Source organism: Halomonas sp. ML-15 (genome assembly GCF_014779595.1).
GTDB lineage: Bacteria > Pseudomonadota > Gammaproteobacteria > Pseudomonadales > Halomonadaceae > Franzmannia.
The window spans coordinates 980878-1006658 of record NZ_JACXZT010000019.1 but is presented as its reverse complement, the minus strand read 5'-3'; the positions used below and the strand labels follow the sequence as shown (position 1 = coordinate 1006658).

The window sequence follows — 25781 nt, the reverse complement described above, 5'->3', positions numbered from 1 at the left end:
ACTCCTGCATAAACCAAGGGAGCGCTGGCTCAGGAACGCAGCAGCGCCGACCAACGCACCAGCCAGGCTTCCAGTACCAGCTGCGGGTTGGGGTTGCCGCCCACCGCCAGCAGGTGGCGCTGCTCCTGAGCATAGTCGAGCAGCCGAAACCAGTCGTGGATACGCGCGTTCTTGACCGCCTGCCGGTAGAGCGGCAGCAGGTCGGGGTTGCGCAGTTGACCGCGGTCTCCCGACAGTCCCAGCCGGATCAGGTCCTCGAGCCAGGCAATACCGTACCACAGGATGCGCTCCACCGATTGCCCAGAGAGGCGCGCAGCCTCGGCCACCGGTTCGGCACCGCGGACCAGCGCATCGAACAGCTCGTGCAGTGCCTGGCGCAGCGCACGGGACTCGGGATCGGCCATTTCACGGGCCAGCAGCGGTAGCCCGCCAGCCGCATCGAGCCAGAACGGCGCTTCGTCGACGTCGCCAAGGGCCTCGCCGAGCCACTCCAGACACGCCGACGCCGGCGGCACCGGCAGGCTCCAGCGCTGGCAGCGTGAGCGAATGGTCGGCAGCATGCGCGAGGGAATATCGGCAATCAGCACAAACAGGGTGCGCTCACCGGGCTCCTCGAGGCTCTTGAGCAGCGCATTGGCCGCCGCTATGTTCATCGCTTCGGCGGGCTGCAGCACGATCACCCGGTAGCCGCCCTGCTGAGCGGTCTGGTTGACGAAGGTATTGACCTCGCGAATCGGATCGATGCGGATCTGGCGACTCTTCTCCACCGGCGACACCCGCAGCAGGTCGGGATGGTAACCCGAGGCCAGCATCGCGCAGCTGTGGCAGCGGCCGCAGGCGAGCACACCCGGGTCCTGGCACAGGGTGCGCGCCAGCAGCGCCTCGGCCAGCTCCTGCTTGCCGACGCCGTGGGCCCCGGTCAACAGCAATGCATGGGGCAAGCGTCCGGCATCCTGCTGACCGGTAAGCTGAGTCCACAGCGCTTGCTGCCAGGGGTAGGGAGCGGGAACTGTCATGATGGCGTCTCCAGCAGCGTAGACAGGCGCTGGGCGAGCCGAGCCTGAACCTCGTCTAGCGCGCCGGCCGCATCGATGACCGCGATGCGCTCGGGAGCCGCGGCAGCCTGTGCCAGATAGGCCTTGCGTACCCGGGTAAAAAAGGCCTCACGCTCGCGCTCGAAGCGATCCGGCGCCGAGCCGCGCGCCGCCAGGCGCTGGCGGGCCGCCGCCAGCGGCATATCCAGCAGCAGGGTCAAGTCGGGCCGCAGCTCGCCCTGCACGAAGTTCTCGAGCGTGGCGATACGCTCCACCGGCAACCCTCGCCCGCCGCCCTGATAGGCAAAGGTGGCATCGGTAAAACGGTCGCACACCACCCAGGCGCCACGCGCCAGCGCCGGGCGAATCACCTGGGCCAGGTGCTGGGCGCGAGCGGCGAAGACCAGCAGCAGCTCGGCATCGTCATCCAGCGGCTCGTCGCTGGTAGGGTCGAGCAGCAGTTCGCGGATCGCCTCGGCGCGCGGCGTGCCGCCCGGCTCGCGGGTACGCACGACCTCGATGCCGCGGGCGCTGAGCCAGTCGCAGACCCAGGCCATATTAGTGGTCTTGCCGACGCCTTCGCCTCCCTCGAGGGTGATAAAACGCCCTTTCTCTTGAAAGCGACTCCGCTCCAGACTTTCCTGGGGACAAGCCTCCGAGGAGGCGCTATGAATACTTCCCTGTACGCTACCTACGCCATCCCTGGCGTAGGACCTCCTCTCCGGCTTGTCCCCAGCGTCTGTCGCTAACCGGTTTGAGTCGTTATGACGCATGCCTACTCCAATCAGCGATTACGAATATACCGATTGACCGCGTTGTTGTGCTCGCGCAGCGTACGGGAGAAGTGGTGGGTGCCGTCGCCACGCGAGACGAAATAGAGCGTCTCGCCGGGCAGCGGGTTGACCGCCGCCTCGAGGGAGGCGCGACCGGGCATGGCGATCGGGGTTGGCGGCATGCCGTCGATCACATAGGTATTGTAGGGCGTGGCTTCCTGCAGGTCGGCGCGGGTGATACGCCCCGTGTAGCGCTCTCCCATGCCGTAGATCACCGTGGGATCGGTCTGCAGGCGCATGCCCTGCTGCATGCGACGCTTGAATACCCCGGCGATCTCGCGGCGCTCTTCGGGCGCGCCGGTCTCGCGTTCGATCAGCGAGGCCATGATCAGCGCTTCATAGGGCGAGTCGATGGTCAGGTCGTCGTCACGCTCAGCCCATACTTCCTCGAGGACCCGCTCCATGCGCGTCAGCGCCTGACGCAGAATCTCGACGTCGCTAACGCCCTTGTGATAGCGATAGGTGTCGGGGAAGAACCAGCCCTCCGGATGCACCCCCTCACGGTCGAGCAGCGCCATCACTTCGTCGTCGGAGAGCCCTTCAGTGCGGTTATCGAGCTTGGGGGCATTGTCGAGCAGCTGACGCATCTGCCGAAACGTCCAGCCCTCGGGAATCGTCAGCGGATAGGTGACCACCTGATCGCTACCCAACAGTTCGATCAGCTCGCGGCCCGTCATCTCTGGCCTGAGCATATACTCGCCGGTACGCAGCTGCGGCACCGACTCGGGCTCGAGGCGAGTCAGCAGGCGAAAGGCCCAGTCGTCACGGATGATCCCGCGTGACGCCAGGTCGGCCACCACGCGATTATAGCCGGCGCCCCGCGGCACTTCGTAGAGGGTGTTCTCCTCCAGCGCAAGTGGCGCCTCGATCCGCGACTCCCAGTAGCGGTAGCCGCCATAGGCGGCCACTGCCGCCACCACAACCAGAAACAGCAGGCCTTTCACCACTCGCATCTCTTATCCTCGATCAAACTATCTCAGCGGATTGTCGGATAACCCAGCAGCCTGTGCCCGGCATCCTGCAATAGGCGATGATTCTCGTCCAGTGACCAGCGGCGCAGACATGCGCCCTGCGGGTCGTCCAACTGCGTCAGCGGCCAGACGCCCTGCAGCGAATTGCCCAGCCACGCCGCCTCGGCGTCGAGCAGTGCCGCCGGGCCCGCCTCGACCTCGGCGATGTCCAGCTCAGACAGCAGCGCCTCGCGCAGCGTACCGGCCACGCCGCAGTGCGCCAGGCGTGGCGTCTCGAGCCGCCCACGGCGCAGCCAGAACAGATTCATGCAGGTCGCCTCGACCAGCTGGCCGTGGCTGTCGCACAGTAGCCCCTCGGCGATGGCATCATCCTGCCACTCGCCCCGCGCCAGCACGTTCTCCAGCCGATTGAGATGCTTGATACCGGCCAGCGCCGGCTGACGTCCCAGGCGCAGCCGACAGTGGCGAACTCTCACGCCCTCATGCCAGCGCACCGGCTGTGGGGTGAAGCTGGCCAGCTGCCAGCGCAGCCGGGGCGTCGGCGAGTCAGGCGGACGATAGCCACGCCCACCGCTGCCGCGGGTCACGATCAGCTTGAGCACGGCGAGGCCAGGCGGCGCCTGGCGGCAGAGCGCCCCCATGGCGTCCTCGTCGGGCAGTGCAAAGCCCAACCGCTCGGCCCCGCGCCGCAGACGCGCCACATGCTCCGACCACAGCAGCGGCTCGCCGTCGCGCACCAGCACGGTCTCGAACAGGCCATCGCCATAGGCCAGCCCGCGATCATCGAGCGGCATCTCCTCCATTCGGCCGCCTTAGACTCGGGTGAAGATCAGCGAGCCGTTGGTACCGCCGAAGCCAAAGGAGTTGGACAACGCCACGTCGATCTTCATCTTGCGGGCAGCGTGTGGCACGTAGTCGAGAATGCAGCCCTCCTGGGGGTTGTCCAGGTTGATGGTCGGCGGCGCCACCTGATCGCGAATCGCCAGCACGCTGAACACCGCCTCTACCGCACCGGCTGCCCCCAGCAGATGGCCAATCATCGACTTGGTGGAACTCACCGCCACCGCTTCAGCGGCGCTGCCCATCACCTTCTGCACCGCACGGCTCTCGGCGAGATCTCCGGCGGGCGTCGAGGTGCCGTGGGCGTTGATATAGTCGATGTCCGAAGCGTCGATACCGGCATCGCGCACCGCATTGCTCATCGACAGCGCCGCGCCGCGCCCGTCTTCCGGGGGCGCGGTCATGTGGAAGGCATCGTCGCTCATGCCGAAGCCCTTGAGCTCGGCGTAGATGGTCGCTCCGCGCGCCTTGGCGTGTTCGTACTCCTCCAGCACCATCACCCCGGCACCGTCGGAGAGCACGAAGCCGTCGCGGTCACGGTCCCAGGGGCGGCTGGCCGCTGCCGGGTCGTCGTTGCGCGTCGACAGTGCTCGGGCCGCCGAGAAGCCGCCCAGGCCAAGCGGCGTAGTGGCCATTTCGGCGCCACCACAGAGCATCACGTCGGCGTCGCCATAGGCAATGGTCCGGGCGCTGTAGCCGATGTTATGGGTGCCGGTGGTACAGGCAGTGGTAATGGCGATATTGGGTCCGCGAAAGCCGTGCTGGATCGCCAGGTTGCCCGAGATCATGTTGATGATCGAGCCGGGCACGAAGAACGGCGAGATACGCCGCGCCCCGCCCTTGTTGAGGGCATTGTGGTTATGCTCGATCATTGGCAGCCCGCCAATCCCCGAGCCGATGGCGACACCGATGCGATCGGCGTTGTCTTCGGTGCACTCGAGGCCCGCGTCGCTGATGGCCTGGGCCCCCGCGGCCACGCCATACTGGATGAACAGGTCCATCTTGCGCGCCTCCTTGGGGTTCAGATAAGGGCTGATATCGAAGCCCTTCACCGAACCGCCGAAGCGCGTATTGAAACCGCTGACATCGAAATGCTCGATGGCGGAAATGCCGCTCTTGCCGGCCACAATATTCGCCCAGCTCTCATCGACGGTATTACCCACCGGCGTTACCAGCCCGAGCCCGGTCACCACGACCCTTTTCCGAGACATCAGCTCTCCTCCAGACATCCTTGATGGCACGGCCACGCAATGCTGGCTGCGTGCCGTTTTGCGCGCATTATACCTGAACCTTAGCGGGCTGTGGCCGCCGCGAAAACATCCCGCCACCACACCCATCGATCGCACCGCCAAGCGCAGGCCAATACGAAAACGGGGACCGTCCTGCAAGCAGGACGGCCCCCGTAACGGCCGCTGGCCGCGATCCGACAGCGCAACGCGCTGACGTCACACCTTACTGGTGTGCATTGACGTAGTCGATCGCTTCCTGAACGGTGGTGATCTTCTCAGCTTCTTCGTCGGGAATTTCGGTATCGAATTCCTCTTCGAGCGCCATCACCAGCTCGACGGTATCCAACGAGTCGGCGCCGAGATCTTCGGTGAAGGAGGAGGTGTTCTGAATGTCCTCTTCCTTGACGTTCAGGCGCTCTGCCACAACCTTCTTCACGCGCTCTTCGATAGTGCTCATTATGTGGTCACTCCAGTCGTTCAAAATAGCCGTTGAAAATCCAGCCGTTCGAAATCCGCTAGCCCAAAAAGCTGCGGTGTAGTGTATAGACCGCCCCCAGGCGACGCAAGATTCGCGCCCGGGAACGGTCCGCGCGCCATCAGCGCATGTTCATGCCACCGTTGACGTGAAGCGTCTCACCGGTGATATAGCCTGCTGTCTCGCCGGTCAGGAAGCCCACCGCTGCGGCGATTTCCTCCGGCTGCCCGAGCCGCGACAGCGGAATCTGGCCAAGCAGCATCTCGTGCTGCGCCTCGGGCAGAGCGTCGGTCATATCGGTGGCGATAAAGCCCGGCGCAACATTGTTGACGGTAATGTTGCGTGACGCCACCTCTCGTGCCAAGGCGCGGGAAAAGCCTTCCATGCCGGCCTTGGCCGCAGCATAGTTGCTCTGACCGAGATTGCCCATGGTCGCCACCACCGAACTGATACTGACGATGCGTCCGAAACGCGCCTTGGTCATGCCGCGCAGGCACGCCTTGCTGACGCGATAGACCGACTTGAGATTGGTGTCGAGCACCGTGTCCCACTCGTCTTCCTTCATGCGCATCAACAGATTGTCACGGGTAATGCCGGCGTTGTTGACGAGGATGGTCGGCGCGCCGAATTCGTCACCAATCGCCTTGACCAGCGCATCCACGCTGGCCTGGTCGGTAACGTCGAGGCAACGCCCGGCGCCCTGGATGCCGTGGGCCTTGAGGTCGGCATCGATCTTCTCGGCGCCGGACTCGCTGGTCGCAGTACCGATCACCACGCGGCCCTGACGCCCCAGCTCATGGGCAATGGCACGCCCGATACCGCGGCTGGCACCCGTGACCAATGCAATTCTCGCTTCGCTCATAGACTGTCCCGAATTAAGTCATGATCTGATCGACCAACGCCCAGCGTCAGCCCTACTTGCCAGCCTCATGGGCCAGCTCGAGCGCCGCGCTCAGGCTGTCGGGGTCGTTGATCGCCAACCCCCTGCTGCCGCGGGCGATGCGCTTGTTGAGACCGGTCAGCACCTTGCCTGGGCCACATTCGATGAACACCTCGGCACCCTGCCCAGCCATGGCTTCTACACACGCCGTCCAGCGCACCGGACGATAAAGCTGCTCCACCAGTCGCGTGCGCAGCGTATCGACATCGGCATGCGCCAGCGCATCGACATTCTGTATCACGGTGTAGCGTGGCGCACGCAGCTCGATGGCGCCCATGGCGGCCTCGAGGCGCTCGGCGGCGGGCCGCATCAGCGCACAGTGGGACGGCACCGACACCGGCAGCGGCAGCGCACGCTTGGCGCCAGCCTCCTGACAGGCCGCGATGGCACGCTCGACGGCCGCCTTGGCACCGGCGATGACCACCTGGCCGGGGGCATTATAGTTGACTGCCGAAACCACATCACCCTGAGCCGCCTGCTCGCAGGCCGCCTCGACGGCGCTGTCGTCGAGCCCCAGGATAGCCGCCATGGCGCCCTCGCCGGCCGGCACCGCGGCCTGCATGGCTTCACCACGCAGTTTGACCAGCCGCACCCCCTCGGCGAACGTCATTACACCGGCACACACCATGGCACTGTATTCGCCCAGGCTGTGGCCGGCCATGGCCGCCGGACGCGGCCCCTCGAGCTCCTGCCACACACGCCAGATTGCCACGCTCGAGGTCAGCAGCGCCGGCTGCGTGCAGGTGGTGGCATTGAGGTCCTCTTCCGGCCCCTCCTGCACCAGGTGCCACAGGTCGTAGCCCAGTGCGTCCGACGCCTCCTCGAAGGTCGTACGTACCACACTGTAGCGTTCCGCCAGCTCGCGCATCATGCCAACGTGCTGGGAGCCTTGTCCCGGGAACATGAGGGCCAGGGATTGAGTCATGGCTATCACCTCTGGGGGTTGTCTGCGTCCATTCGACGGGGATCGGCCCCGCTAACGCCTCGGCCGCACGCGACCGACGCGTTAGCACGCCGCCACTGATCCAGTTCTCGCGCCAGGTGCTGAGGCAGCGCTTGATCGACCTCTTGCACGGCACGCCCCACCGCATAGCCGAAGCCCGCAGCATCGGCGCCGCCGTGGCTCTTGACCACGATACCGTTCAGCCCCAGCAGACTGGCACCGTTGTAGCGCACCGGGTCGAGCTCGCGCTTGAGGCGCCGCAGCGCAGGCCTCGCCAGCAACCCTACCAAGCGACTGCTCCAGTGCGCCTCGAAAGTCGCCTGGACCCGCTCCATCAACATTCTTGCCAAGCCTTCGCTGGCCTTGAGCACGGCGTTACCGACAAAGCCATCGCACACTACCACATCGACCTTGCCAGAATAGATACCGTCGCCTTCGATAAAGCCTCGATAGTCGAGGCCCGGCACCTGGCGCAGCAGCGCATCCGCCTCACGCACACTGGCACTCCCCTTGGTGCCTTCAACGCCAATGTTGAGCAGCGCCACCCGCGGTGCCATCACGTCGTCCACCCGCCGCGCCATGACCGCCCCCATCAGGGCAAAGTCGACCAGCCGCTCGGCCGAGGCTTCGACATTGGCACCCAGATCGAGGAGATAGCAGCGCCCCCCCTCTCGGGTCGGTACCGCGGTGCTGATCGCGGGCCGCGGAATGCTTGCCACGGTCCCCAGCGCACGCCTGGCCAGTGCCATCAGCGCACCGGTATTACCGGCGCTGACGCCGGCATCGGCCCGCCCCTGGGCCAGGCTGTCGAGCATCATCGCCAGGCTGCTGTCACGCGGCGCGCGCAGTGCCTGAGACGGCTTCATCGCCTGATCGATCACTCGCGGCGCGTCACACAGCGTCAGCCGCTCGGCCACACCGCGCAGAGCTGCAGGCAAGGCATCGATCTCCGACGCCAATAGCGCCCGAGGGCCAAACAGACAGGCAGAGAGTCTTGGCTGAGCATGCAGCGCGCGCGCGGCGCCCTGAACGGTGGCGCGGGGACCGAGGTCCCCGCCCATCGCATCAATGGCCACGCGCATGGTCAGCGGACGATATGGATCGCGTCGCGCGCCAACTTACGCGTCGACGACCTTGCGGCCACGATAGAAGCCGTCCGGAGAGACGTGGTGGCGCAGGTGGGTGGTGCCGGTTTCCTTGTCCTGAGACAGGGTCGGTGCGCTCAGGGCGTCGTGGCTACGACGCATGCCGCGCTTGGAACGGGTCTTGCGGTTCTGTTGAACTGCCATGAGATATCACTCCAGAGTGTATCGATAATGAATCAGGATTTGTCTTTCAAGGCGCGCAGCACCTCGAAAGGACTGACAGTGGACGTCTCGGCAACTTCAGACGCCTCACCGCTGCTCAGCTGGTCGCGAGAGACGCGACACTGCGCCTCGTCGTGGTAAATCACCTGCGGCAGGCTGAGGAGCAACTCGTCCTCGAGCAGGCTGAGGAGATTCAGCTGTTCGTTTTCCACCAGCACCGGCTCATGAGTGCTCGGCAGTTCGGCCGCCAGGGCATCGCTGCTGACCATACCGAGCAGAAACTGGCTATCGACCCGCTGCGCCATTGGCGTCAGACAGCGCCGGCATGCCAGCAAAAGTTCGGCGCTCAGCCAACCGTCGATAACGCGCCGCCCCTGGGCATCGATGGCAAAGTCGAGGCGAACCTCGACCACGCCGGACTGCTCGCCGGCTTCAGCGGCAAGGCGCGCGAAACGATCGAGTGGCACCTGCCCCTCGAGACGTTCGCCATTGGCAGCGAGCCGATAGGGCTCAACCTGCAGAGGAAGTCGTGTGGTCAACATAGGCGCGCAATGATAGGCACTCCCCCCGCCCCTGTCAAAGCCCCGATGGGCGCTGTTTCACCGCGCTGTACAAGCCGGCTCGGCAGGCGGCAGACTAGGCTTTGTACGAAAAGTCGGCGAGCGAAGGTCAGGCAAGGCAAAAATTGGCGAAAAAACGGAGTTTACGGGGTGTAAATGAGTATTTTGAGCCGATTTTTAACGCCGCATGGCCGAGCACAGGCAGTTTTCGTACAAAGCCTAACGGCCTACCCGCTTTGCCATCCGACCTCAAGGAGAGGTGCATGCCGGACCTGGTTCTTGCCTCCAGCTCACGCTTCCGCCGCCAACTGCTCGAACGCCTGGGCCTGCCGTTCGACTGCGCCAGCCCCGATATCGACGAGACGCCGCGCCCCGATGAGACACCGGAAGCACTGGTCCACCGCCTGGCACTGTCCAAGGCCAGCCGCCTGGCCGAGGCCTATCCCACCCATCTGATCGTCGGCTCCGACCAGGTGGCGGTATTCAACGGCGAAATCCTCGGCAAGCCCGGCGACGAGGCCACCGCCCGCGCCAATCTGGCGCGTTTCTCCGGGCAGCGGGTGCACTTCATCACCGGCCTGGCGCTGCTCGACAGCGCCCACGGCCGTCATCAGGTGTGCCATGAGACCTACGACGTGGTGTTTCGCCAACTAAGCGAGCAGGAGATCGGCCACTATGTGGCCCGCGAGCAGCCACTCGACAGCGCCGGCAGCTTTCGCATGGAGGGGCTGGGCATCAGCCTGTTCGAGAAACTCGAGGGGGATGATCCCAACACCCTGATCGGCCTGCCGCTGATTCGCCTCTGCGCGATGCTGCGCGAAGCGGGCATGGATCCGCTGGGCTCGAGTCAAAACAACTAGGCGGCTTAGTTCCAGTAAGCGACGCGGCTTTTCCGGCGACAGGCCTACGCGGGGGCGCTGTAAACCCATCCCTGGGCGCTACCTTTTCCCTGCTACGCTTTCGTATCCCTGCTTCGCTTGCAGGACCGGGGTTGGCCATCCATGGCCAACCCGTTCGGCGAAAAGAACCCCCGCTCCGACCTGTCCCCGGCGCCGCTGCCGATTGGCATCAAACGACTCGGCGCTCTCACGGCAACTGGTAGCGCAGTGGCGATTGAGAGCTGGGCAGCCCCATCCACTCCGCGGCGACCCGCCCGAAGTGGCGCGTAAAGCGCTCGAAGGGGTCGAGGCGAGGCGTGTAGTCGCGCAGCCGCGGCTCGTCGAGCAACTCCCGAGCCAAGCCGTCGAGGCTCTCGATCTTGTCGACCAGCCCCAGGCCCAGGGCCTGCTCGCCGCTCCATACCAACCCGGAGAAGATCTCCTCGTCGTCGGACAGACGATCGCCGCGCCCGGCGCGCACCGCCTCGACGAACTGGCGATGGGTGGTTTCCAGCACGTCTTGCCAGAACAGCCGCTGGCTCGGGTCGATCTCCGAGAAGGGGTCGAGAAACGCTTTGTTGTCGCCGGCGGTGAACACGCGACGCTCAACGCCCAGCCGCTCGATAGCCTCCTCGAGTCCGAAGCTGGCGGACACCACGCCAATGGACCCCACCAGGCTCGACGGCGCCACCAGGATCTCGTCGGCAGCAGCAGCAATATAGTAAGCCCCGCTGGCGCCGATATCCTCGACCACCGCATAGATCGGCTTGTCACCCTTGTCGCGCAGCCGCATGATCTCATCGTAGATGCGCTGAGATTGCACCGGGCTGCCGCCGGGACTGTTGATATGCAATACCACCGCTGCGGCACTATCGCTGTCCCAGGCGCGATTCAGCCCCTCAATAATGCGTTCGGCGCTGGCCGGCGATTCACTGTCGATCACGCCCTTGACCTCGATCACGCCTAGATGACGCTCACCCGGCGCCACCTCACGCTCGGGCCAGAACAACCCGTAAAACGAGGCCGACAGCGAGGCCAGGATCAGGGCCGCGAAGAAAAAGCGAAAGAACAGCTTCCAGCGACGCGTACGCCGCTGCTCGGTCAGAACGCCGCCCACCCAGCGGTCCATCATCTCGATCTGTGCCAGGCGCTGCCGCTCGCGCAGGGTCTCGGCATCGTCAACCGACGCGACGGCCGGCTCGGCTGCCTGCCCCGCCTGCGCGGCGCGGCGCTGCTCATTGCTCAGCTCCGGCCCCTGGGTCCACTTATCCTGTGCAGCGTCATCGTCTCGCTTGTCGTCACTCATCGGCGTCCTGCTCGTGTGGTTGAGGCGTCATGGTGTGTCGTTCAGGCATGCAGCCAGTCGATCAGTTCGGGAAATGCATGGGCGGTAAAGCTTGGCCGACTCGCGGCAAGCCGCTGACGGTCGTGCACGCCGTAGGTCACGGCGATGCGATCCATGCCCAGCGCGCGCGCCATCTCCAGATCATATTCGGTATCACCGACCATCACCGCGTCCTCGACATCGACGCCGGTCTCGGCCAGGAGTTCCTCGAGCATCTGCGGATGCGGCTTGGAGCGCGTCTCGTCGGCGGTGCGGCTGGCATCGAACCAGGCACCGCTGCCGTTGGCCGCGAACACTCGATCAAGGCCGCGACGGCTCTTGCCGGTGGCCACCGCCAAGCGTGCGACACGCCCGTCACGCAGCCGTGCGATACCGCGCTCAACGCCGGGAAAGAATGCCAGCGGGATCTGGTCGGCGGCACGAAAGCGGCGACCATAGTGCTGGCGCAGCGCCTCGGCATGTTCGGCACTGATCCCCGGACACAGCTTGGCAATCGCCTCGGGCAACCCCAATCCGATAATATCGCGTACCGCCGCGCGGCTCAGCGACTCGAGCCCGACATCACGTGCCGCCGCCTGCATGCAGTCGACGATGCGCGCCTCCGAGTCCATCAGCGTACCGTCCCAGTCGAAGATGATCAGTCGATAGCGCATCGGTGCTCCTGTGTGAAAGCGTAAGTCAGCGAGCCGCCCGCGCGCGAACCAGCGCCGCCTCGAGTTCGTCACCCAGCGGCGCCTTGATATGCACCGGCCGGCCGCTGGTGGGCTCGGGGAAGGTCAGCGCCGCCGCATGCAGGAATAGCCGCGACAGACCCAGCCTACCCGCCAAGTGCTGCCCCTCCCGGGAGCCGTACTTGTCATCGCCGAGCAGTGGATGGCCGGCATGGGCAGCGTGCACGCGAATCTGGTGAGTACGCCCAGTGACCGGCTCGGCCTCGATCAGGGTGGTGCCGGCAAAGGCCTCACGCACCGCAAAGCGCGTCCGCGACACCTTGCCATCGGGATCGACGCGCACCCGCCGCTCGCCGTTGCCGGCCTCGAAACGATCGAGCCGGGCGCTGACGTAGTCGCGTCGCGCCGGCCAGCGCCCAGCCACCAGTGCCAGATACTGCTTATCCATCTGGCGCTCCTTCAAGGCGTTATTAAGCGTCACCAGCGCCGGCCGCGACTTGGCCAGCAGCAGGCAGCCGGAGGTATCGCGGTCGAGGCGATGCACCAGTTCCAGGAAGTCGAGATCGTCTCGCACCTGACGCAGCGCCTCGATCAAGCCAATCTTGACGCCGCTGCCGCCGTGCACCGCGAGCCCCGAAGGCTTGTTGATCACCAGCCAGTCAGGCCCCTCGACCAGCACGCTGCCGGCCAGCAGATTACGCAGATTGTCGCTGACCTCGCGGGTCGCCTCCTCGGGAGCCAGTCGCAGCGGCGGGACACGTACCAGATCACCGTCGACCAGGCGGTAGTCGACCTTGACCCGCTTCTTGTTGACGCGCACTTCCCCCTTGCGCACGATCCGGTAGATCAGGGCCTTCGGCGCCCCTTTCAAGCGGGTACGCAGGAAGTTGTCGATGCGCTGCCCGGCCTGCGCCTGGGTCACCTCGACCCACTGTACTCCCCTTCCCACCTCTTGCCCGTCGGCCATGCCCACCTCGACTCGCTGTAATGCTCGAAGGCGGCATTCTACCCTAGCCGTCGCCGCTCTGCGCCAATTGCTGCTACACGGCATTGCTGGTATATTTCAGGCTCGCTCAAATGGGCAAGCAGCGCCCGGCTGATGCGCCTGCACGACAAACACGCAGGCCAGAGCGACGATCAAGGCCGCAGTCATGCTGGCACCGCCGCATGCCCTGCCGCCGGCAGCAAGCAGTAGTAGATCACCAAGCAGTTGATAACAGTTTTTGAACGCCACGCCCGACCCTGGACTCCTCCCGCCCACACAGGCGCGAGCAGTACCGGCCACGGGAATACCTAACAGCGTGCCGGGGGCCGGCGTTGGCGAATCGATGAATGCCAGGTGTCTGGCGGAAGACCGCAGGGCCGGATGGGCATGGCGCCCACCGAGACATGTCCTGCCTCCGCCGCGTACTCAACATGATCATGCCAAGGCAGGCGCCACCCGCCCCTGCACTGGCCGGGCGCAACCGCATCCGCGACATGCGCTGAGCACAAGCACGCAGCACCCAGAGGTTCGCCTTCGTCGACGCTCTGGAGTCTCTTCGTTGGGGCTCCCTGGCCGCCTTCCGGCGCGCCTTGAATAGCGAGACAACATGAAACGGATGCTCATCAACGCGACACAGCCGGAAGAGCTGCGCGTCGCCCTCGTCGATGGACAACGCCTGTACGACCTGGACATCGAGTCCGGGGCACGGGAACAGAAGAAAGCCAATATCTATCGCGGCAAGATCACCCGCGTCGAACCCTCCCTGGAAGCCGCCTTCGTCGACTTCGGCGCCGACCGCCACGGCTTCTTGCCGCTCAAGGAGATCTCCCGCGAATACTTCGTCAAGGAGCCCTCTGGCCGCCCCAATATCAAGGAAGTGCTCAAGGAGGGCCAGGAAGTCATTGTCCAGGTCGACAAGGAGGAGCGCGGCAACAAGGGTGCCGCCCTGACCACCTTTATCAGCCTGGCCGGCCGCTTTTTGGTGCTGATGCCCAACAATCCGCGCGCCGGCGGCATCTCACGGCGCATCGAAGGTGAAGAGCGCGCTCAGCTCAAGGACGCCATGGGTCAGTTGACCCTGCCCGACAAGATGGGCGTCATCGTCCGTACCGCGGGCATCGGCCGCTCCACTGAAGAGCTGCAGTGGGATCTCGACTACCTGGTCCAGGTATGGGAATCGATCACCGAGGAAGCCGGCAAGCGCCCCGCGCCGTTCCTGATTTACCGCGAATCCAACGTGATCATTCGCGCCATGCGCGACTATCTGCGCCAAGACATCGGTGAAGTCCTGATCGACAGCCCCGAGGTGCATCAGGAGGCGCTGGCTTTCATCCGCCAGGTGATGCCCTCCTACCAGCAGAAGATCAAACTCTACGCCGACGAAGTGCCGCTGTTCTCGCGCTTCCAGATCGAATCCCAGATCGAGACCGCCTACCAGCGTGAAGTCAAGCTGCCCTCCGGCGGCTCGATCGTGATCGACCACACCGAGGCGCTGGTTTCCATCGATATCAACTCCGCACGGGCCACCCGCGGCAGTGATATCGAGGAGACCGCTCTGCAGACCAACTCAGAGGCGGCCGACGAGATCGCCCGCCAGTTGCGTCTGCGCGATATCGGCGGCCTGGTGGTGATCGACTTCATCGACATGAGCCCGGCGCGCAACCAGCGCGAGGTCGAGAACCGCATGCGCGACGCCCTCAAGCTCGACCGGGCCCGCGTTCAGATCGGCCGCATCTCGCGCTTCGGGCTGATGGAGATGTCGCGTCAGCGGCTGCGCCCGTCGCTGGGTGAGACCAGCGGCGTGGTCTGCCCGCGCTGCGACGGCCAGGGCACCATCCGCGACGTGCGCTCGATGTCGCTTTCGATCATGCGCCTGATCGAAGAGGAGGCGATGAAGGAGCGCAGCGCACAGATCCGCGCCATCCTCCCGGTGCCGGTGGCCACCTACCTGCTCAACGAAAAACGCAGCGTGCTGGCCGAGATCGAGCGCCGCCAGGGCGTCCAAGTGGTGCTGCTGCCGAGTCCCGACATGGACACGCCGCACTACGATGTGCAGCGCTTTCGCGACGATCACATCGGCGATGAAGACGCCGACAAGTCGAGCTTCGAGCTGTCTACCGAGACAGAGATCGGCCAGGAGCCGGATCTCAGCGACAGCAAGCCGATCCAGCGCGCCGAAGCCGCCGTCAAGAGTGTGGCCCACAACGCACCAGCGCCGGCCTCACTGCAGCAGGATAACGAGCCGGTCACCAAGCCCGAGCCCACCCCGACCGCCGCCCCCGCCAGCGCGCCGACAGCGGCCAATGACGGTGTCTTCTCGCGGCTGGTCAAAGGTCTCAGCAAACTGCTCGGCAGCGAAGAGGAGCGTACTCCCTCGCCTCAGCAGCCAAGCCAGAAAAGCGCCAGCGAGACGCGCCAATCCCGTCCCCAGCAGCGGGCTAATGGCGACAGTGGCAATAGCAGTGACGGTCGCCAGGAACGCGGCAGCCGTGGTGGCCGCAACAATAACCGTCGCGGTGGCCGCGGCGAGTCACGCCAGGATGGCCGCCAGCAGCAGGCAGAGTCGCGCCAACCGCGCAGCGATGCCAAGCCCGATGCCAAGCCCGACGACACCACCAGCACGCCTCGCCAGAGCGACGACGGTCGCGCTGCCCGCGGTCGCGGACGCGGTCGCCAGGACGACGAGCGGCGCGGCGCCAACCGTCCTAGCGACGCCCGGGGCAACCGCGACGCAGCAAAATCCCAGCCGGCCGAGAACTCGCCGGCCAAGGAAGCTGCCAAGGAGCAGGAAGCACCCAAAGATGACGGCAAGCCGAAGCGTACGCGCAATAATCCGCGCAACCGCACTCGTAAGCACGCCCTGAACCCCCAGGCCGAGGCCGAGCAGCAACGCCTCCAGGCCGAGGCTCAGGCAGCACCGGACGTCACGCCGGAAGAAGCGCCCAAGGCCGAGGGCAAGGCGCCCGAGACTGCCAAGGCCGATGCCAAGCCAGCGGAAACGCCCAAGGCTGAGGCCAAGGCGTCCGAGGCTGCCAAGGCCGATGCCAAGCCAGCGGAGGCGCCCAAGGCTGAGGCACCGAAAGCCGACGATCAAAAAGCTGACGCCAAGCCCGCCGAAGCGTCCAAGGCTGAGACCAAGGCGTCCGAGGCTGCCAAGGCCGATGCCAAGCCAGCGGAGGCCCCCAAGGCTGAGGCACCGAAAGCCGACGATCAAAAAGCTGACGCCAAGCCCGCCGAAGCGTCCAAGGCTGAAACCAAGGCATCCGAGACTGCCAAGGCCGACCCCAAGCCAGCGGAAACGCCCAAGGCTGAGACCAAGGCGCCCGAGACTGCCAAAGCCGCCCCCAAGTCAGCGGAAACGCCCAAGGCTGAGACCAAGGCGCCCGAGACTGCCAAGGCCGACCCCAAGCCAGCAGAAACGCCCAAGGCTGAAACCAAGGCGCCCGAGACTGCCAAGGCCGACCCCAAGCCAGCGGAAACGCCCAAGGCTGAGACCAAGGCATCCGAGACTGCCAAGGCCGACCCCAAGCCAGCAGAAACGCCCCAGGCTGAAACCAAGGCGCCCGAGACTGCCAAGGCCGACCCCAAGCCCGCAGAAGCGCCCCAGGCTGAGACCAAGGCGCCCGAGGCTGCCAAGGCCGACCCCAAGCCAGCGGAAACACCCAAGGCTGAGACCAAGGCGCCCGAGGCTGCCAAGGCCGACAGCAAGCCCGCCGAAGCGCCCAAGGCTGAGCCCAAGGCACCCGAAACTGCCAAGGCCGACCCCAAGCCGTCTGCAGAGGCTCCCAAGAGCGATGCCGGTGGGCGTCGTCGTCGTCAGCGCCGTGCTCACAACGACCCGCGCGAAATCCGTCGCCGCGAGCAGCAGGCCAAGACTGACGACAGTCAGGCGTAAGGGAAACGAGCACGCCGGGGCTTGCCCGGCTTGCTCTCCCTGGCAGACACAGCAAAACGCCCGCAGGCACTGCCTGCGGGCGTTTTGCTGTGTGGACAGATAGCCGCCAGCCTAGCCGGCGAGGCGTGGTTCACGTGACAGCGCCACCCCGAACCGCTCCTCGACCGCCGCAGCGATCTCAGCGGCGAACGCCAGCAAGCCCTCGGCATCGCCACCTCCGTGGTGAACCAGCACCAGAGCCTGGCGATCATGCACACCGAACGCTCCGCGCCGCACCCCCTTCAGTCCACAGCGGTCGATCAACCAGCCCGCGGCCAGCTTGACCCGCCCATCGGGCTGAGCAAAATGCGGCATATCCGGGCAGTCGACAAGCAAGTGCTGGGCTTGCTCGGCACTCACCAGCGGATTCTTGAAAAAACTCCCGGCATTAGCCAGCTGTGCCGGATCAGGCAGCTTTTCGCGGCGTATCGCTACCACGGCCTCGGCAACGTCGCGCGGCGACGGCGCGTCAGTCACCCGTGTCGCCAGATCGCCATACCCAAGCCGTGGATGCGGTGTCTCGCTAAGCATAAGATTCAGTGCAGTGATCACCACACGCCCCGCCAGCGCGCCCTTGAAGATACTGTCACGATAACCGAATCGGCACGCTGCACCAGTCAGCGTCTCATAACGACCGCTGTCGAGATGCAGCAGCTCGACGCTCTCCAGCACGTCCGCCAGTTCTACGCCATAGGCCCCAATGTTCTGTATTGGCGCCGCCCCGCAGTGACCGGGAATTAATGCCAGGTTCTCGATACCCCACCAGCCGCGGTCGACGCTGGCCATGACCAGCGCATGCCAGTTCATGCCTGCTTCAACGCGCAGCGCAATGCCGCCCTCGGCGTCGCGGCGATAGTCCCAGTCGGCGAAGGTCGGCCGCACCACCAGTCCACTTAGCCGCCGCGGCAGAATCAGATTGCTGCCACCCCCGAGGACGGTAAGCGGCCAGCCCGCCTGCTGCGCCATGGCCACCGCCGCCGCCAGCCTGGCCGGGGACTCCGCGTCGATAAAGCGCTCGGCGACACAGGGCAGCCCCAGGGTATTGTGCCGCTGCAGGTCGCGATCGAGACATAGCGCCAGCTCAACGCTCACCGCTCGCACTCCAAGCGCTGTCGCAGGTGGTCGATCAGGCCATCGGCGGCCCGCTCTACCAGGTCGAGCACCTCATCGAAACCCTGTTCACCACCGTAGTAAGGATCGGGCACGGCGCGCCCCGCCTCGCCGGCAAAATCGAGCAGCAGCCCCACCTGCGCGTCACAGTCGGCGGGCCGCAGGGCCTCCAGGCTGGCCAGATTGTCGTCGTCCATGGCCAGCAGATAGTCGAATCGAACAAAGTCCTCGGCGTCTAGCTGGCGGGCACGCAGTGAACTCAGGTCGACGCCGCGTCCCCTTGCCGCCGCCTGCGCCCTGGCGTCTGGTGCCTTGCCGATGTGCCAGCCGCCGGTGCCGCAGGAGTCCACCGTCACCACCTCTGCCAGGCCAGCCTCCTCCAGTCGCCGACGAAAGACCCCTTCGGCGGTAGGAGAGCGACAGATGTTACCCAGACAAACGAAGAGAATACGCATACCACCTCCTGTCAAGCGTGCTGTTCGGCTAGCCACTGGCGCACTCGTGCGAGGTCCTCGACGGTATCCACGCCGGCTGGATGATGATCACAGGCCAGGGCCACCTGGATGCGGTGGCCATGTTGAAGCGCACGCAGCTGTTCGAGCTGTTCGAGTTGTTCGAGAGGCGCCGGCGCCCACTGGCGATAGGCGTTGAGAAAGCCGACCCGATAGGCGTAGAGGCCGATATGGCGCAGCCAGCTGTCGCTGTGGAGCAACCCGGGGCGAGTGGCGAACGCCGCCCTGTCCCACGGCACCGGGGCCCGCGAGAAATAGAGTGCGCAGCCGCGAAAATCGCGGACCACCTTGACCACATTGGGATTGAACAGCGTCTCGACGTCGCCGATCGGCTCGGCCAGGGTGGCGATCGATGCCTCATCGTCGTCGGCCAGACGCGCCGCCACCTGATCGATCAGCGACGCCGGAAGCAGCGGCTCATCGCCCTGTACGTTGACCACGATGTCCGCCTCATCGAGCCCCAGCTGCTCGGCTACCTCGGCCAGCCGGTCGGTCCCCGAAGGGTGATCGTCACGAGTCATCAGTGCTTCGCCGCCTACAGTGGTAATCGCCTCGGCGATGCGCTGATCATCGGTGGCCACCACCACCCGGGTCGCCGCACTGGCCAACGCCTGGCGCCAGACTCGCACCACCATCGGCTCGCCAGCGAGATCGAGCAGCGGCTTTCCAGGCAGGCGTGACGAGGCATATCGCGCCGGCACCACCACCACGAAGTCACTCATTGGGCGCTGTCTCCCGGCGGCGTCTTGCCTAGCTTCTCATCGACATCCATGACCCGCGCTTCGTCCTCCAGCATCACCGGAATGCCGTCGCGAACCGGAAAGGCCAGGCCGTCGAAGTGGCACTTCAGCTCACCGGCTTCGCGATCATACTTGAGCTTGCCCTGGCACAGCGGGCAAACCAGCATGGCCAGCAGTTGCTTGTCTAACGTCATGATATTTGGCCCTTGTGGTGCTTGCAGTGATGGGGAGTCCTGGCGAGCGCGGCAAGGCGCGCCTCGAGCCAGGTCACGAAGGCGGCATCCGGCTGGGCCTCGACTTCCAGCGCCCAGTGGTGCGGATCGCCCATGGCGCGACACTTGACCGCGTCCTTGGCAGTCATCACCACCGGACGCGAGTCCGCGAACCTCAGCTCGGCCGCCCGGTAGCGGTGATGGTCGGAGAATGCATGCGGCTCCACCTCGAGCCCCAGCGCCGCCAGGCTGGCAAAGAAGCGCTGGGGGTGACCGATGCCGGCGACAGCATGAACCGCCGCCGCGAACGGCAGCGGCGTCAGCGCGTGGCGCTCGCCGCTGGCCAGATGGTGCCAGCACTGCGCTGCGAGGCGCAGACGATAGCCCGGCGGCGTGGAGGCCGCGTCTTGCTCGCCGTTGATCAGTACGGCATCGACCCGCGCCAGCCGCTCGGCGGGCTCGCGTAGCGGCCCGGCTGGCAGACAGCGGCGATTGCCGAGACCACGCTGAGCGTCGACCACCACCAGCTCAATGTCGCGGCCCAGTGCCAGATGCTGCAGGCCATCATCACTGAGCACGATATCGCAGCCGGCATCCAGCAGTGCCCGGGCACCACGTGGACGGTCGGGGTCTACCACCACCGGCACCCCGCTCTGCTGAGCCAGCATCAACGGCTCGTCGCCACAAGCGCTGGCCGGGGTGTCGTGCATGACGCGAAGCGGGTAGCGCTCGCTGCGACCGCCGTAGCCGCGAGAGACAATCCCCGGCCGCCAGCCGCGCGCTGCCAGCCAGCCGGCAAGCCACGCCGTAAGCGGCGACTTGCCGGTGCCGCCAAGGGTGATATTACCCACCACGATAACCGGCACCGGCGCCCGCCACACTGCCTTGCGACCGTCGGCATAGGCCCGGGCACGCTGCGCGACGGCCCAGCGGTAGAGCGCTTCCAGCGGGCGCAATAGACGCAGCCAGGCGTCGCCGCGATAGGCGGCCGCCAGCCAGCGCTCGCCGAGCCGCCTGCTCATGCCGGCGGGGCTTCCTGGAACTGCAGGCGGTGCAGGGCGGCATAGGCGCCGTCGCGGGCCAGCAGCTCACGGTGGCTGCCCTGCTCGACCACTTGGCCCTGCTCCATGACCAGAATACGATCGGCACGCTCGATGGTCGACAGCCGGTGAGCGATGACGAAGGTCGTGCGCCCCCGGCAGACCGTCTCAAGGGCACGCTGAATATAGCGTTCGGACTCGCTGTCGAGCGCCGAGGTGGCCTCATCGAGAATCAGCAGTGGGGCATCCTTGAAGATCGCACGGGCGATCGCCAGCCGCTGGCGCTGACCGCCGGAGAGCATCACCCCGTTGTCGCCGATGATCGTCTCATACCCCTTGGGCAACTTGGCGATGAATTCGTGGGCGTAGGCGGCCCGCGCCGCCGCTTCGATGGCCGCGGGATCGGCGTCGGGCACTCCATAGGCGATGTTGGCCGCCACCGTGGCATTGAACAGCGTGACCTGCTGGGAGACGATGGCGATCTGCCGACGCAGCGGCGACAGTTGGTAGGCCTCCACCGGCACACCGTCGATCGCCAACTCGCCTTCACTAGGTCGATAGAAACGCGGCAGCAGGCTGACCAGCGTCGACTTGCCACTTCCCGAGCGCCCAACGATGGCGATCATCTCCCCCGCCTTGACCTCGAGATCGATGCCCTTGAGCACCTCTGGCTGGTCGTCAGCGTAGCGAAAATGCACGTTGCGCAGGCTGACGTCGCCCTTTATACGCTCTGGAAGCTGCTCACCGTGGTCCTGTTCAAGGGGCTCCTCGAGCAGCTGGAAGAGTTCACCCGATGCAGCAATGCCCTTTTGAATCTCGCTATTGATCTCGGTCAGCTGGCGAACAGGCTTGGCCATCAGCGAGGCGGCGGTAATAAAGGCCACGAATTCACCCGCCGTCATGTCATCGAGCAGCGCCGGCGACATCGCCAACCACACCAGCAGTGCCAGCGACAGCGCAATCAGCAACTGGATGATCGGCGTACTGATCGCCTTGGTCAGCGCCTCTTTCATGCTCTGCTGGCGGTTGTACTCGCTGGCCTCGGCGAAGCGCGCCTTCTCGAAAGCCTCAGCGCCGTGGGTGCGTACCACGCGATAACCCGACAGCGCTTCGGAAGCCACATGGGTGACATCGCCCATGGAGTGCTGGATGCGCTGCGAGATGCGCCGGAAGCGCTTGCTGGCGTAATTGACCACGCCGCCGATTACCGGCGTCACCGCCAGGAACAGCAGCGTCAGCATCCAGTTGGTCCACAGCAGATAGCCGATCAGGCCCAGCACGAACAGCCCCTCGCGGAGCAGAATGGTAATGGCGTTGGTCGCCGCACCGGTGACCTGCTCGACGTGGTAGGTGACTCGGGATATCAGGTGGCCGCTGGAGTGGGAGTCGAAGAAGCGCCCTGGGAGGTGCAGCATGTGATTGAACACGCCACAGCGCAGCGCGTGCACCACGTTGCGTGCCACGTTGCTCATGAAATAGGTGCCAAGGAAGGTACCGACCCCGCGGGCCGCGAACATGCCAACCACGAACAGCGGCAGGAACAGCCGGAAGGCGGCATCGGGACTCTGGATGCCATCGATCAAGCGCTTCATCATCTCTGCCAGCGCCGTGCTCGATGCTGCGTAGATGGCATAGCCAACCACCGCCACGGCGAACGATCTCCAGTGCGGCCTGACGTAGCCAAGCAGCTGCTTATAAAGGGACCAGCCGGTTTGTTGCGTCACGGTGTCTCCACGTGTGTCAGTGAATCGCGAGTCGCGATGCGAATCTGCTGAATGCCTAGCGCACCGGCACGATCGAGGGCAGTGACCACCGCGCCGTGTGAGCTGTGTCGGTCGGCTTCGACGATCAGCCCATGCTCGCGAGCCGCGTCGGCGACCTCGGCAAGCGCCACCGAGAGACCCGCTGCGTCCAGGCGCTGCTCACCGAGCCGGTAGTCGCCCTCCCGCGACACCACCAGGGTGATGGGCGATGCCGCGAGCGGCGCCGCGGTGTCGCTGAGTGGCAGCTCAAGCTCCAGCGCCTGGCGGGTCTCGAAGGTCGTCGAAACCATAAAGAAGATCAGCAATAGAAACACCACATCGATCAGCGGTGTCAGGTTGACCTCAACCGGTGCATGACGGTGGCGCACAAATCTCATGAGGCACGCTCGACCTTTGTGGCGGGCGTCTCGCCTGCAGGCCGCTCGGCCAGCGAGACTGCCCCCTGGTGATGGGCGAGAAACTCCACCACTAGCCCGGCCTGCTGCTCCATGCGCACGGTGATGTCCTCCACGCGGCGCTGAAAATAGCGGTGGAACATCAGCGCCGGTATCGCCACCGTCAGCCCCGCCGCGGTGGTCACCAGCGCCTGGGAGATGCCCCCTGCCAGATCGGCCGTGCGCTCGGCGCCGCCGGCTGTGACGATCACCGCAAACACCTCGATCATGCCCAGCACCGTTCCCAGCAGGCCGATCAGCGGGGTAATCGCGGCGATGGTCCCCAGCGGACTCAGAAAACGCTCCATGTCATGGATCACCGCCGTCGCCGCCTCCTGCAGCCGTCCGCGTACCTGCTCATGACCCAGCCGCACATTGCGTAACCCTGCCGCCAGCACCCCACCAAGCGGCGAGTGGCTCTCCAACCAGTAGAGATTGACCGGCCCCTGGCGAATCAGGGTACAGACGTCCTGCCCCAACCCCAGAGGGGCGATGCGGCGTGCGCGCAGCGTCCATAGTCGCTCGATCACGATCACCGTCGCCACCAGCGAACAGCCTAGCAGCGGCAGCATCAACCAGCCGCCGGCGACCAGAGCATCGAGCAGATCCATAGCAGCCCTCCTAACGCGCATCGAGTGGCGCCGATTCTACCCCATGACACCTGCCCCCGACACCGCCACGCCACCCCACCAGGTTCCGCATCGCGTCGCCAGCGGCATACGAACCAGCGCCCAGCCGCCAAGTCACCGCACCATCGAGAGCGGTGTTCCACAGACAGCGGCCACGTAGGCGCCGCACTACCTCGTCACTGGGGTGCCCATGAGGATTATCGCGCCCGGCACTGAACACTACCTGTCGAGGGTCGAGCAGCTCAACCAGCTGCGGTCCGGTGCTGGTATGGCTGCCGTGGTGGCCGGCCACCAGCAGCGTCAGCGGTGCCTCGACATCGAGCACAAAAAAGCGCTCCACCTGGCGCCCCACGTCACCGGTGATCAGTACTCGCTGCTCACCTGCCTCTACCAGCAGAACGCAGGAACGGTCGTTACTCGACCACGCGGCGTTATCCCCCGGTGGCGGCCACAGCAGCGAGAACCTGACGTCGTCCCACCGCCAGGACTGCCCTGCCTGACAGTGCTCGAACGGCACGCCGATATCCTCCCCCCTGGGTGCCATGAAAGCGTCTACACGATGCTCGGCGAGCGCCGGGACACCGCCGGCGTGATCGATATCGTCGTGGCTGACGATGACCCGGTGGAAATGCTGTGGCCGAGGCCAGAGGTCGGACAGCGGCATATAGCCGGAGCGAAAGCGTGGCCCGGTGTCATAGAGCAAGCGATGACGAGCCGTACGCAGGTCGACCAACTGCCCCTGGCCGACATCGTGCACGCGAACTTCGAGCTGCCCGGGTGGCACAGCTGTCGGCATCAGCACCAGCGGCAGCAACCCCAGCAGCATGCTCGCCGTGATTCGCAAACGCAGCGCCAGCCCCGGCAGCGCCCAGCAGGCGGCCAGCAGGACCAAGGCGAGCGCCAGCGGCCAGCGCTGCCAGGGCGCCGGCGACCATAGCGGCAACCAGGCCATGGCCACGCCCAGCAAACCATGCAGTGCCTCGGCGAGTATCCCGAACAGCCACCAGCACAGCCCAGACAGCGGCGGCATCCAGGCCAGCAACCAACCCAGCAGGCCCAGCGGCACCATCAGCGTACTGACCAGCGGCACGGCGAGCAGGTTGACCAGCGGCGCCGCCGGCGCCAGCCGATCGAAGGCGATCAGCACCGCCGCCGCCATCAGCGGCGCCAGCAGCAGTTGAGTGCGCACCAGGGCCCACAGCCAGCCGCGCAGACCACGCGGCCGCTGACGGCCCTGCCAGATCACGATCAACAGCGCCACCGCTACAAAGGAGAGCCACAGCCCTGGCCGCCATAGTGACAGAGGGTCAAGCAGCAGTACCGCCCCCAACGCCAACCACCAGGCCTGCCAGGGGCCTGGGGCGTGCCGCCCGCTGGCCACCCACAGCCCGACCAGGGTCATCAGCATGGCGCGCTGCGCCGGCGGCGCGAATCCTGCCAGCAGCGCATAGCCCACCGCCGCGGCGCCGGCCAGCCACCACGGCCAGGTCACCAGTCGCCAGCGACCTGGCACCACGAGGCGCGCCATGCCACGGCCAAGCAGCAGGGCAAAGGCAGCCACCAGTCCCACGTGCAGCCCAGAGATCACCACCAGATGGGTGGTGCCAGTGCCGTTGAGTCGCTCCCAGTCATCCTCGCTGAGACGCTCGCCGGCACCCAGGGTCAGCGCCGCCAGCCAGCGCCGTGCCACCCCCTCCTCAAGGCGCCGGTCGAGATAGACCAGGCCACGCTGAGCAGGCAGCGGTAGTGATGACGACAGCAGGATTGGCTCAGGGTCGCGGCGCACGTAGCCGGTGGCGTCGATGCGCTCGCGCCACAGCCAGGCGGCATAGTCGAAGGTGTGGGGATTGGCAAAACCGGTCGGCGGGCGCAAGCGCACCGTGAAACGCCAACGATCACCGACCTGCATCTCGGGGGCACTCGATTCGGCGTCGAATAGCGTCAGACGCACCCGTCGCAGACGCTCACAGGAGGGGCGCGGCGCAGCCTGGGGCTGACACGCCTCGACCCGCACCAGCAGCCGCGTCAGCTCGCCTTGGGGGACGACCTGAAGCAGACGCCCCTCAAGCTGCAGTTCTTCGCGAGACAATCCCTGGGGCAGGTCCGACGTGGCTGCCTGCAGTACCGGCCAGGCACTTAGGCTGGCGACCAGCAGCAGCGCCATCCAACGCCAACGACGCCAGGCCAGCAAGCCCGCCAGCAAGCCCGCTTCGGGAAGCCCCGCGGGTGCCAGCCAGCCGGCAGCGATTCCGAGTAGTGCCGCCACCGCCAGCGGCAGCGCCCATCCCATGCGCATCGTCGTTTCACGTCCGTGTGTCGTCACCAATGCCATCGCGGCAAATATGGCACCCAATCATGGCGGGCCATGAGCCTAGTATGGATAATAGCTGACTTCG

The 25781-nt window shown here is 65.8% G+C and carries 25 protein-coding genes; 2 read left to right on the top strand and 23 right to left on the bottom strand.

Translation table 11 applies throughout. The features are described 5' to 3' along the window. Nucleotides 1–29: 29 nt before the first annotated feature. The 11 genes from IEI94_RS16475 to IEI94_RS16425 form a co-directional block, all read right to left on the bottom strand. Complete coding sequence (locus IEI94_RS16475; protein WP_191168349.1) at nt 30–1016, bottom strand: DNA polymerase III subunit delta'; 987 nt, start codon at nt 1014–1016, stop codon at nt 30–32. Continuing rightward, complete coding sequence (gene tmk / locus IEI94_RS16470) at nt 1013–1669, bottom strand: dTMP kinase (protein ID WP_224750290.1); 657 nt, start codon at nt 1667–1669, stop codon at nt 1013–1015. Before tmk ends, IEI94_RS16475 begins: the two co-directional genes overlap by 4 nt. Nucleotides 1670–1818: 149 nt before the next feature. Beyond that, a complete protein-coding gene (mltG, locus tag IEI94_RS16465; protein WP_191168347.1) occupies nt 1819–2820 on the bottom strand; it encodes an endolytic transglycosylase MltG in 1002 nt (333 codons plus the stop codon). A gap of 23 nt (nt 2821–2843) precedes the next feature. Beyond that, on the bottom strand, nt 2844–3641 hold the full coding sequence (gene pabC, locus IEI94_RS16460) for an aminodeoxychorismate lyase (protein ID WP_191168346.1): 798 nt from the start codon (nt 3639–3641) through the stop codon (nt 2844–2846). A gap of 9 nt (nt 3642–3650) precedes the next feature. Further along, nucleotides 3651–4889, bottom strand: a complete 1239-nt coding sequence (gene fabF, locus IEI94_RS16455; protein WP_191168345.1) for a beta-ketoacyl-ACP synthase II — start codon at nt 4887–4889, stop codon at nt 3651–3653. A gap of 241 nt (nt 4890–5130) precedes the next feature. Next, nucleotides 5131–5364 carry an acyl carrier protein gene (acpP, locus tag IEI94_RS16450; protein WP_016414620.1) on the bottom strand — a complete coding sequence of 78 codons (234 nt, stop codon included), beginning with the start codon at nt 5362–5364 and terminating at the stop codon, nt 5131–5133. 139 nt (nt 5365–5503) lie between these two features. Continuing rightward, complete coding sequence (fabG, locus tag IEI94_RS16445) at nt 5504–6244, bottom strand: 3-oxoacyl-ACP reductase FabG (RefSeq protein WP_191168344.1); 741 nt, start codon at nt 6242–6244, stop codon at nt 5504–5506. Between the two features lie 52 nt (nt 6245–6296). Continuing rightward, nucleotides 6297–7247 (bottom strand): ACP S-malonyltransferase, encoded by a 951-nt coding sequence (gene fabD, locus IEI94_RS16440; protein ID WP_191168343.1) that lies wholly within the window; start codon nt 7245–7247, stop codon nt 6297–6299. Nucleotides 7248–7252: 5 nt separating this feature from the next. Further along, nucleotides 7253–8347 (bottom strand): phosphate acyltransferase PlsX, encoded by a 1095-nt coding sequence (plsX, locus tag IEI94_RS16435; protein ID WP_191168342.1) that lies wholly within the window; start codon nt 8345–8347, stop codon nt 7253–7255. Nucleotides 8348–8383: 36 nt separating this feature from the next. Next, nucleotides 8384–8554 carry a 50S ribosomal protein L32 gene (rpmF, locus tag IEI94_RS16430; RefSeq protein WP_021820795.1) on the bottom strand — a complete coding sequence of 57 codons (171 nt, stop codon included), beginning with the start codon at nt 8552–8554 and terminating at the stop codon, nt 8384–8386. 32 nt (nt 8555–8586) lie between these two features. Further along, the gene (locus IEI94_RS16425; RefSeq protein ID WP_191168341.1) at nt 8587–9114 is read right to left on the bottom strand and encodes a YceD family protein; all 528 of its coding nucleotides are present in this window, start codon (nt 9112–9114) and stop codon (nt 8587–8589) included. A gap of 281 nt (nt 9115–9395) precedes the next feature. Here IEI94_RS16425 and IEI94_RS16420 point away from each other — a divergent pair, with 281 nt between their 5' ends. Beyond that, nucleotides 9396–9992: a Maf family protein gene (locus IEI94_RS16420; protein ID WP_191168340.1), complete on the top strand. Its 597-nt coding sequence runs from the start codon at nt 9396–9398 to the stop codon at nt 9990–9992. Nucleotides 9993–10218: 226 nt separating this feature from the next. On the opposite strand, the gene sppA is transcribed toward IEI94_RS16420, so the two are convergent. Genes sppA through IEI94_RS16405 form a run of 3 tightly spaced genes read right to left on the bottom strand, consistent with a single transcriptional unit; the run spans nt 10219 to nt 12993 of the window. Continuing rightward, complete coding sequence (gene sppA / locus IEI94_RS16415) at nt 10219–11316, bottom strand: signal peptide peptidase SppA (RefSeq protein ID WP_191168339.1); 1098 nt, start codon at nt 11314–11316, stop codon at nt 10219–10221. Nucleotides 11317–11357: 41 nt separating this feature from the next. Beyond that, nucleotides 11358–12008 (bottom strand): HAD-IA family hydrolase, encoded by a 651-nt coding sequence (locus IEI94_RS16410; protein WP_191168338.1) that lies wholly within the window; start codon nt 12006–12008, stop codon nt 11358–11360. Between the two features lie 25 nt (nt 12009–12033). Continuing rightward, nucleotides 12034–12993 (bottom strand): RluA family pseudouridine synthase, encoded by a 960-nt coding sequence (locus IEI94_RS16405; protein WP_191168337.1) that lies wholly within the window; start codon nt 12991–12993, stop codon nt 12034–12036. 625 nt (nt 12994–13618) lie between these two features. On the opposite strand from IEI94_RS16405, the gene rne reads away from it, so the two are divergent. Then, nucleotides 13619–16906 carry a ribonuclease E gene (rne, locus tag IEI94_RS16400; RefSeq protein WP_191168336.1) on the top strand — a complete coding sequence of 1096 codons (3288 nt, stop codon included), beginning with the start codon at nt 13619–13621 and terminating at the stop codon, nt 16904–16906. A gap of 111 nt (nt 16907–17017) precedes the next feature. Here the strand turns inward: rne and murB are convergent, their stop codons facing one another. From murB to IEI94_RS16355, 9 genes are read right to left on the bottom strand one after another with little or no spacing between them, the layout of a single operon-like run. Then, complete coding sequence (gene murB, locus IEI94_RS16395; protein WP_191168335.1) at nt 17018–18037, bottom strand: UDP-N-acetylmuramate dehydrogenase; 1020 nt, start codon at nt 18035–18037, stop codon at nt 17018–17020. Then, nucleotides 18034–18510: a low molecular weight protein-tyrosine-phosphatase gene (locus tag IEI94_RS16390; protein ID WP_191168334.1), complete on the bottom strand. Its 477-nt coding sequence runs from the start codon at nt 18508–18510 to the stop codon at nt 18034–18036. Before IEI94_RS16390 ends, murB begins: the two co-directional genes overlap by 4 nt. 11 nt (nt 18511–18521) lie before the next feature. Then, a complete protein-coding gene (kdsB, locus tag IEI94_RS16385; RefSeq protein ID WP_191168333.1) occupies nt 18522–19289 on the bottom strand; it encodes a 3-deoxy-manno-octulosonate cytidylyltransferase in 768 nt (255 codons plus the stop codon). Continuing rightward, nucleotides 19286–19501 carry a Trm112 family protein gene (locus tag IEI94_RS16380; RefSeq protein ID WP_191168332.1) on the bottom strand — a complete coding sequence of 72 codons (216 nt, stop codon included), beginning with the start codon at nt 19499–19501 and terminating at the stop codon, nt 19286–19288. Before IEI94_RS16380 ends, kdsB begins: the two co-directional genes overlap by 4 nt. Next, nucleotides 19498–20541: a tetraacyldisaccharide 4'-kinase gene (lpxK, locus tag IEI94_RS16375; RefSeq protein ID WP_191168331.1), complete on the bottom strand. Its 1044-nt coding sequence runs from the start codon at nt 20539–20541 to the stop codon at nt 19498–19500. Before lpxK ends, IEI94_RS16380 begins: the two co-directional genes overlap by 4 nt. Continuing rightward, on the bottom strand, nt 20538–22283 hold the full coding sequence (gene msbA / locus IEI94_RS16370; RefSeq protein ID WP_191168330.1) for a lipid A export permease/ATP-binding protein MsbA: 1746 nt from the start codon (nt 22281–22283) through the stop codon (nt 20538–20540). Before msbA ends, lpxK begins: the two co-directional genes overlap by 4 nt. Next, nucleotides 22280–22699, bottom strand: coding sequence for an ExbD/TolR family protein (locus IEI94_RS16365; RefSeq protein WP_191168329.1), 420 nt, complete (start codon nt 22697–22699; stop codon nt 22280–22282). Before IEI94_RS16365 ends, msbA begins: the two co-directional genes overlap by 4 nt. Then, nucleotides 22696–23367 (bottom strand): MotA/TolQ/ExbB proton channel family protein, encoded by a 672-nt coding sequence (locus tag IEI94_RS16360; RefSeq protein WP_191168328.1) that lies wholly within the window; start codon nt 23365–23367, stop codon nt 22696–22698. Before IEI94_RS16360 ends, IEI94_RS16365 begins: the two co-directional genes overlap by 4 nt. A 10-nt stretch (nt 23368–23377) precedes the next feature. After that, nucleotides 23378–25675, bottom strand: coding sequence for a DNA internalization-related competence protein ComEC/Rec2 (locus IEI94_RS16355; protein WP_318153413.1), 2298 nt, complete (start codon nt 25673–25675; stop codon nt 23378–23380). Between the last annotated feature and the right edge of the window lie 106 nt (nt 25676–25781).